This window comes from Streptomyces sp. NPDC050161 (assembly GCF_044460025.1).
Taxonomy (GTDB): domain Bacteria; phylum Actinomycetota; class Actinomycetes; order Streptomycetales; family Streptomycetaceae; genus Streptomyces.
In genome coordinates this window covers 1-4,248 of sequence record NZ_JBITJM010000050.1, presented here as the reverse complement: position 1 = coordinate 4,248, position 4,248 = coordinate 1, and the positions used below count along the sequence as shown (strand labels likewise).

The following is a 4,248-nucleotide window of genomic DNA, read 5'->3' as shown; positions in this document are numbered from 1 at the left end:
GTCACCGTCCTCGGACACCCCACGTACTACCCGCGCTTCGGCTTCACCCGCGCCTCAACCCACGGCATCGGCCTGACCATCGACGTCCCGGACGAAGCCATGATGGCCCTCACCCTCGACGAGACCCACCCGCTGCCCAGCGGCACCGTCCACTACGCGGCACCCTTCGGGATCTGATACCCGGGCTCTCCGTGCGCGGGGGCGTCCCGCTCCTTCGCGCGGAGAGCCACGATCTCCTTCGCCGTGATTCCGGGGGTACGGGGTACAGGGTCGTGCTAGCCACACCCCCCGCTCGGGTGCCCCCACCATCGCGCGGCCCCCTCCAGAACACGATCCTGGAAGGGCCACGGCAGGGCGCAGCGCGGGACGGGGCGCGGGACGGGGGAATGACAGGACCGCAGCCGCGCCGCCCTGCCGTCGGCGGCAGCAGACGTGCGAATCGGGGGCGAGGACGGGATGGGCTGGGGCATGGGGACGGGCGAGGGTGCCGGGGCGGGTACGGCCGAAAGCGCGGAGCGGGAAGCCCGGTTGGCCAGGGAGCAGCGGTCGGTGCGGCGGTCGGCGGCGGTGGGGGCGCTGGTGATGGCCGTCAGTCTGATCGCCACCTCCGCCGGGGCGTCCGCGGGGGCGGCGGACGGGACACCGGCCGGGGCGCCGCGACCGGCCGCGACGCGGACGAGCGCGCCATCGGCCGACTCGGCCCGCCCGGCGCCGAAGGCCGTCCGGATGCACCTGCCGGCCCCTACGGGATCCCACCGAGTGGGCGTGGTGTCCCTGCAGTTGACCGACCACGAGCGCCGCGACCCGTGGGTTTCCGGGGAGCGCCGCGCGCTGATGGTGAGCGTGCGCTATCCGGCGGGCGCGGACGCCGGGCGGTATCCGCGTGCGCCGCAGATGCTGCCGGGCGAGGCGGCCGGGTTCGACGCGATGAACGCCTTCTCCGAGTACGTGCCGCGGGGCGCCGTCGACTGGGCGGCCACCCGTACCGCCGCACACCGGGGCGCGCCGCCCGAGCGGTCCCACGGGCGGCTGCCGGTGCTGCTCTACTCCCCCGGCGCGGGCGATCCGCGGTCGCTCGGCAGCACCCTCTGCGACGAACTGGCCTCCCGTGGCTACGTGGTGGTGAGCATCGACCACACCTACGAGGCCGCGGCGGTGCAGTTCCCCGGCGGCCGGGTGGCCCGCAGCGTGATACCCGCCGAGATGGCCCGCGCGCAGAAGGCGGGGCGGATTCCCGAGCTGCTGAAGAAGGTGACGGATGTGCGGGTGGCCGACACCCGTTTCGTGCTGGACGAGTTGGCGCGGGCCGACGGGCCGTCCGCGGCGGGCGGCGGGCTTCCCGGCGGGCTGCGCGGCGCGCTGGACCTCGACGCGGTCGGCATGTTCGGGCACTCGGCCGGCGGTTTCACCGCGGCGCTGGCCCTGCACGACGACCGGCGGATCAAGGCGGCGGTGAACATGGACGGCGTCATGGGCTACACGCAGGAGGACGACGATCCCTCGCATCCTTCGCGGGTGGGAACCGACGGCGTGGACCGGCCGTTGATGCTGATGGGGAAGGACGGCGACAGCCGTCACACGGTTGCTTCGTGGGGCGCCGCCTGGGAGCACAGCCGGGGGTGGCACCGCGGAGTGATGCTGGAAGGGGGAGCACATGCGAGTTATACGGACGCCGAGTCGCTGATACCGCAGGTCGCCGCGGCACTGAAGCTGCCGGGGAAGGACGTCGCGGAGATGGTCGGCACGGTCGATCCGGGGCGGGCGGTCGCCGCGCAGAAGGCGTATGTGTCGGCGTTCTTCGACAAGTGGCTGCGTGGCCGGGACGACGGCGGGCTGCTGGACGGGCCCGCGGCGCGCTACCCGGAGATGCGGTTCGTCCCGTAGGGGTGCGGGGCGGGGCGTCCCGGGGTCAGGGTGTCCCGGTGTCAGGCCGTCTCGCCGTCAGGGTGTCCCGTCCGGGTCCTGCGGCGCGGGCTGCCGGGTCAGGTGGGTGAACGCGTCGAGGTTGCGGGTGGATTCGCCGCGGGCGACCCGCCAGGTGTACTCCTTGCGGATCGCCGTGGCGAAGCCCATCTCCAGCAGGGTGTTGAAGCTGCCGTCGGCGTTCTCCAGGACCGTGCCCAGGATGCGGTCGAGCTCATCGGCGGTGACGGCCGCGAGCGGGAGCTTGCCGACGAGGTAGATGTCGCCGAGCTTGTCGATCGCGTAACTGACGCCGTAGAGGCGGGTGTTGCGCTCCAGCAGCCAGCGGTGGACGGCTTCGTGGTTCTCGTCGGGGTGGCGGACGACGAAGGCGTTGATGGACAGGGAGTGCTTGCCGACGACGAAGGAGCAGGTCGTGGAGAGCTTGCGGGTGCCGGGCAGCTTGACGACGTAGGTGCCGTCGACGGGGCTCTCCCAGTCGAGGCCCGCGTCGTCGAGGGTGCGCGCGATCACCGCACCTGCCGTCGCCGTCGGGTCCGCCGCCCGCTCCTTCGTCCTGTCGTCACCCATGGAGTGATCGTAGGTGACGGCGGCGTTCCTGTATCGCGGCGGAGTAGACGTCGCCGGTGGCCGTGGCCGCGGTGTCCCAGCCGAAGGACTGGGCGTGCCGGGCTGCCGCGGCCCCCATCCGGGCGGCCTGCGCGGGGTCGGCCGCGAAGCGGGCGAGCGCGCGGGCGTAGTCGGCCGGGTCGTGGCCGCCGATGAGGTAGCCGCTGACGCCGTCGCGCACCGCCACCGGCAGGCCGCCGACCGCAGCCGCGACGACCGGGGTGCCGCTGGCCTGCGCCTCTATGGCGACGAGCCCGAACGACTCGCTGTAGGACGGCATGACCAGGACGGACGCGGCGCGGTACCAGTCCGCGAGCTGTTCCTGGCCGACCGGCGGCCGGAAGCGTACGACGTCGGCGATCCCGAGCCTGGCGGCCAGCTTCTGGAGCCCTTCGGGCTTGGCGAGACCGCTGCCGCTGGGCCCGCCGACCACCGGGACGACGATGCGCGAGCGCAGCGCGGGGTCGTCCTCCAGGAGCACGGCGACCGCGCGCAGCAGGACGTCGGGCGCCTTCAGCGGCTGGATGCGGCCGGCGAACAGCGGGATGACGGCGTCCTGCGGCAGTCCGAGGCGGGCGCGGGCGGCGGCCCTGCTCTCGGCGACGGCGGCCTCGCCCGCGGCTCCGGCGAGCCCGGATCCGGTGGCGCCGGTGGGCCGGAAGCGGTCCAGATTCACGCCGGGGTGCACGACGGCGACCCGGCCGGGCTCGGCCTCGTAGTGCCGCGCCAGCTCGTCCGCCTCTTCGGATGTGTTCGCGATCAGCCGGTCGGCGGCGCGGACGACCTGGGTCTCGCCGATGACCCTGGCCGCGGGCTCCGGGGTGTCGCCGGCCGCGAGCGAGGCGTTCTTGACCTTGGCCATGGTGTGCATGGCGTGCACGAGCGGCACGCCCCAGCGCTCGGACGCGAGCCAGCCGACGTGCCCGGAGAGCCAGTAGTGGGAGTGCACGAGGTCGTAGTAGCCGGGGCGGTGGCCCGCCCAGGTCTGCATCACGCCGTGGGTGAAGGCGCAGAGCTGGGCCGGCAGCTCCTCCTTGGCCAGCCCTTCGTAGGGGCCCGCGTCGACGTGCCGGACGAGGACGCCGGGGGCCAGCTCGACGGAGGGCGGGAGGGTGCCGGTGGTGGCACGGGTGAAGATCTCGACCTCGATGTTGATCGCGGCGAGCTTCTTGGCGAGTTCGACGATGTAGACGTTCATCCCGCCGGCGTCGCCGGTGCCCGGCTGGTGGAGCGGGGAGGTGTGCACGCTGAGCATGGCCACCCGGCGCGGTCGCCGAGCGGCGCCCATGCGCAGCCTGGCCGGGCCCGGGAACGGGCCGTGCGGACGGCTGCGGAGCCGGGACACGTATGAGCTCACTGCGAGCTACCTCCTACTGGGCGGGCTGCGCGTCTCCGACCCCCTCTAACAACGGAATATGGCCGTCCAATTCCTCCGGGCGCCCCGTGTGCCCGGCTTTGCCAAAGTGTGACCAAGTCGTGGACGGAATCGAGCCACGGCATGATCACCGGCGGCTCCGGGATCCGGCCCCCGGGCCCGGCACCGGCAAGCGGCGCCCCGGTCCGGCACCCGGCAGACAGCGCCCCTGACCCGGCCGCCGGACGGGCCGCTCCCGGCCGCGGCTTAGAAGTCATCTCATTTGGCGAGTCTGCGGTAGCAGATGAGGGTGCAGGCGATGCTGGTGAAGGCGAGGAAGTGGTCAGCCTTGCGCTCGTAGC

At 73.4% G+C, this 4,248-nt stretch carries 3 protein-coding genes and 1 pseudogene; 2 read left to right on the top strand and 2 right to left on the bottom strand.

The window, feature by feature from the left end:
• Both ACIBK8_RS35665 and ACIBK8_RS35660 read left to right on the top strand, forming a co-directional pair.
• A pseudogene (locus ACIBK8_RS35665) lies at positions 1-177 on the top strand (GNAT family N-acetyltransferase); the annotation flags it as partial.
• Positions 178-432: 255 nt separating this feature from the next.
• A complete protein-coding gene (locus ACIBK8_RS35660) occupies positions 433-1,884 on the top strand; it encodes an alpha/beta hydrolase family protein (protein WP_399046833.1) in 1,452 nt (483 codons plus the stop codon).
• 57 nt (positions 1,885-1,941) lie between these two features.
• Here ACIBK8_RS35660 and ACIBK8_RS35655 read toward each other — a convergent pair whose 3' ends face one another.
• Positions 1,942-2,493 (bottom strand): YbjN domain-containing protein, encoded by a 552-nt coding sequence (locus tag ACIBK8_RS35655; protein ID WP_399046832.1) that lies wholly within the window; start codon positions 2,491-2,493, stop codon positions 1,942-1,944.
• Positions 2,486-3,889, bottom strand: coding sequence for a D-inositol-3-phosphate glycosyltransferase (mshA, locus tag ACIBK8_RS35650; RefSeq protein WP_399046831.1), 1,404 nt, complete (start codon positions 3,887-3,889; stop codon positions 2,486-2,488). Before mshA ends, ACIBK8_RS35655 begins: the two co-directional genes overlap by 8 nt.
• Positions 3,890-4,248: the final 359 nt, after the last annotated feature.